This window comes from Mycobacterium sp. TH-M15 (assembly GCF_057473705.1).
Window position 1 is genome coordinate 1 of record NZ_JBYCLB010000271.1, and the last position, 3,764, is coordinate 3,764.

Annotated in this window: 2 protein-coding genes and 1 pseudogene; 2 read left to right on the top strand and 1 reads right to left on the bottom strand. The window is 68.6% G+C overall.

What is annotated here, in order from left to right; genetic code table 11:
* Window positions 1-329: 329 nt before the first annotated feature.
* Window positions 330-551, top strand: a pseudogene (locus AC2VNT_RS06415) (transposase); the annotation flags it as partial.
* A 348-nt stretch (window positions 552-899) separates the two neighbouring features.
* Entirely contained in the window at window positions 900-2,885 is a 1,986-nt protein-coding gene (locus AC2VNT_RS06420) for a M13 family metallopeptidase (protein ID WP_486946058.1), read from the top strand.
* An 89-nt stretch (window positions 2,886-2,974) separates the two neighbouring features.
* Here AC2VNT_RS06420 and AC2VNT_RS06425 read toward each other — a convergent pair.
* A partial coding sequence (locus tag AC2VNT_RS06425; protein WP_486946057.1) for a L,D-transpeptidase occupies window positions 2,975-3,764 on the bottom strand: 790 nt, incomplete at its 5' end.

Genomic DNA, 3,764 nt, shown 5'->3' on the forward strand with positions numbered 1-3,764 from the left:
ATTACCGGCGTTGGCCCAGCTCAACCCGACCCCCACAAATACCGAGACTACGAACTGGCCTGCGCCGCAGCCGCCGCATAACCGCGAAAGTCGAGAGAATTTGCCCTCCATGTAATATTTTCGTGTGGTCAACCGGGATCGCAGGAAGTGAACCCGGAGCGGCCGATGTGGGCCCGCTGAGAGTTGAACCTAGCTAACAAACCTGGCCGGGGCAACTCGACGGCAAGCATCATGAAACCTGCCCGCGAAATACCCTCGGTGCATCGGGTAAGCCACCAGTTACGTTCCCGCGACTGGCTTTCCGCACTCCTCGAACTGGTTTGGCTGCGGTGGCGTCGATCAGATGGACCTGTCGGCGGTCTACGGCGACCAACCGCAGCGATGGCTGGCGCCGGGCCGCCCAGGAGCCGTCGGCGGCGGTGGCGCTGATGCTGTATGTCTACTGCATCGGTGTGCGGTCGTCGCGGGCGATCGAGAAATCCTGGGGTTCTGATGTCGCCTTGCGGGTGATGTCCGCCAACCAGGTGCCCGATCACACCACGGTCGCCCGTTTCCGTTCTCGCCATCACGAGGCGGTGGCGGCGGTGTTCACCGGGTCGCTGCGGTTCTGCGCGCAGGCGAGGTTGGTCCATGTCGGGCGGGTCGCCCTCGATGGCACCAAGATGGGCTGTCCGGCGGCGCGGGAAGCCAACCGGACCAAAGAACGTATCGATACCGAGGTCGCCACGATGCTCACTGAGGCCGACGCGGGCCGATGTCGCCGGGGACAACCTCGTTCGGTGCCGAGGCCACCGGGGAGCTGCCCCGGCTCAGCTGCGTGCACCACCCCCGAGCACCTGCGCGGGGCCCCTGGCGTCGTCGGGACGCGGTCCGTCACCGCAGCATGGAAGGATGTCCGGGTGACGCCAGCAGCCGCCCGCTCCGGGCTCGACCTGAGTTATGTCGACAGCGCAATCCGCCCCCAGGATGATCTGTTCGGCCATGTGAACGGCCGGTGGCTGGCCGAGTACGAGATGCCGGCGGACCGCGCCACCGACGGGGCGTTCCGGTCGCTGTTCGACCGGGCCGAGGTGCAGGTACGCGAGCTGATCACCGAGGCCAGCCAGAGCGCGCCCGCGCCCGGCACCGACGAGCAGCGCATCGGCGACCTGTACGCCAGCTTCCTCGACGAGCAGACCGTCGCGGACCGCGGTGTCGCGCCGCTGCTCGACGAGTTGGCGGTGATCGACGCCGCCACCGACCGAGGCGCCCTGGCCGCGGCGCTCGGCACCCTGGAGCGCACCGGGGTCGGCGGCGGGGTCGGTTGTTACGTGGACACCGATTCGAAGGACTCCACCCGGTACCTGCTGCATCTGACCCAGTCGGGCATCGGGCTGCCGGACGAGGCCTATTACCGGGACGCCCAGCACGCCGAGGTGCTGGCCGCCTACCCGGGCCACATCGCGGTGATGTTCGCGCTGACCTACGGCGGCGACCCGGACGACCACGCCGACACCGCGGGACGCATTGTCGCGCTGGAGGGCCGGCTGGCCGCGGCGCACTGGGACGTGGTCAAGCGCCGGGACGCCGACCTCAGCTACAACCTGCGCACCTTCGCCGGCCTGCCCGGCGAGGCCCCCGGCTTCGACTGGGCGGGCTGGCTGGACGCCCTGGGCGGGGCGCCGGACCTAATCGCCGAGTTGGTGGTACGCCAGCCGGACTACCTGACCTCCTTCGCCGCACTCTGGGCGAGCGTCGATTTCGCCGACTGGCAGCGTTGGGCGCGCTGGCGGGTGCTCAACGCCCGCGCCGGGCTGCTCACCGACGCGCTGGTCGGCCAGGACTTCGAGTTCTACGGGCGTCGGCTCAGCGGTACCGAGCAGATCCGCGACCGGTGGAAGCGGGCGGTGGCCGCGGTCGAGGGCCTGATGGGCGATGCGGTCGGAAGGCTCTATGTGGCACGTCATTTCCCGCCGGCGGCCAAGGTCCGCATCGACGAGCTGGTGGCCAATCTGCGGGAGGCGTACCGGGTCAGCATCGATCGGCTGGACTGGATGACGCCGGCCACCCGGGAGCATGCGCTGGCCAAGCTCGACAACTTCACCCCGAAAGTGGGGTATCCGGCGAAATGGCGAGACTACTCGGCGCTGACCATCGATCGCGGTGACCTGTACGGCAACTACCAGCGTGGCTGCGCGGTCAACCACGATCGCGAACTCGCGAAGCTGGGCGGGCCGGTGGACCGCGACGAATGGTTCATGACGCCGCAGACGGTCAACGCCTACTACAACCCGGGGATGAACGAGATCGTGTTTCCGGCCGCGATCCTGCAGCCGCCGTTCTTCGACCCGGATGCCGACGACGCCGCCAACTACGGCGGCATCGGCGCGGTGATCGGCCACGAGATCGGCCACGGCTTCGACGACCAGGGCGCCAAGTACGACGGCGACGGGAACCTGGTCGACTGGTGGACCGACGACGACCGCACCGAGTTCGCCAGCCGGACCGCGGCATTGATCGCCCAGTACGAGGCCTACACGCCGCGTGCACTAGGCGGCGACAACCATGTCAACGGGGCGTTCACCGTCGGCGAGAACATCGGCGATCTGGGCGGGCTATCCATCGCGCTGCTCGCCTACCAGCTCGCCCTGGACGGTGGGCCGGCACCGGTGATCGACGGGCTCACCGGGGTGCAGCGGGTGTTCTTCGGCTGGGCGCAGGTCTGGCGGACCAAATCCCGTGACGCCGAAGCCATCCGGCGGCTTGCCGTGGATCCGCACTCGCCGCCGGAGTTCCGCTGCAACGGGGTGATCCGCAACCTCGGCGCCTTCTACGACGCCTTCGACGTCGACCCGACCGATGCGCTCTACCTGGATCCGGCGGCGCGGGTGCGGATCTGGAACTGACGCCGTCGCCCCTCCTCACCGAACGTGCGCGTGTGTTCACGCTCGGCGGTCGAGCGTGCGCGTGAGCGCACGTTCGGCGGGGGCGGCCGCTACATCTGCCAGTCGGTCGAGCCGTCGGGCTTGGTGTGGCTGCCGACGGAGTTCTTCACGATGACCGGATCGCCACTGCCGAAGTTGTCGTAGAACCACTTGGCGTTGGCCGGGCTGAGGTTGATGCAGCCGTGGCTGACGTTGCGCTTGCCCTGGTCGGCCACCGACCACGGGGCGCTGTGCACGAAGCCGCCGCTGTTGTCGATCCGCACCGCGTCGTTGACGGTGACCTTGTAGCCCCAGTTCGAGTTGACCGGCACCCCGTAGGTCGACGAGTCCATCACCACGGTGGGGAACTTCTCCAGCACGTAGTAGGTGCCGTTGGGGGTCTCGTGTTTCCCGGCCGACATCCCCATCGACATCGGGAACGTCTTCTCGACCACCCCGTTCCGGGTGATGGTCATCTGGTGCGTGGCGTCGTCGGCGGTGGCGATCAGCGAGTCGCCGGTGCGGAAGCTCGACCGGGTGCCGGCCGCGTCGATGGTCACCGAGGTGTTGGCCGGCCAGAAGTTCAGCGGCCGCCAGCGCAGCTGGCTGGGGGTCATCCAGTAGAACTTGCCGGGCACCGACGGGCTCGACGAGATACTGATCGCCTGCTCGGCCGCCGCCTTGTCGGCGACCGGGCCCGGGAAGTTGATGATGATCGGCTTGCCCACCCCGACCATCGCACCGTTGACCGGGTTGAACGTCGGCGGGGCGAACGGTGCGGTGCCGGTGTACGGCGTCGTACCGTTCACGCCGACCGGAACGGCGGCCGGGACGTCGGGCACCGGCGCCGGAAGCGGCTCA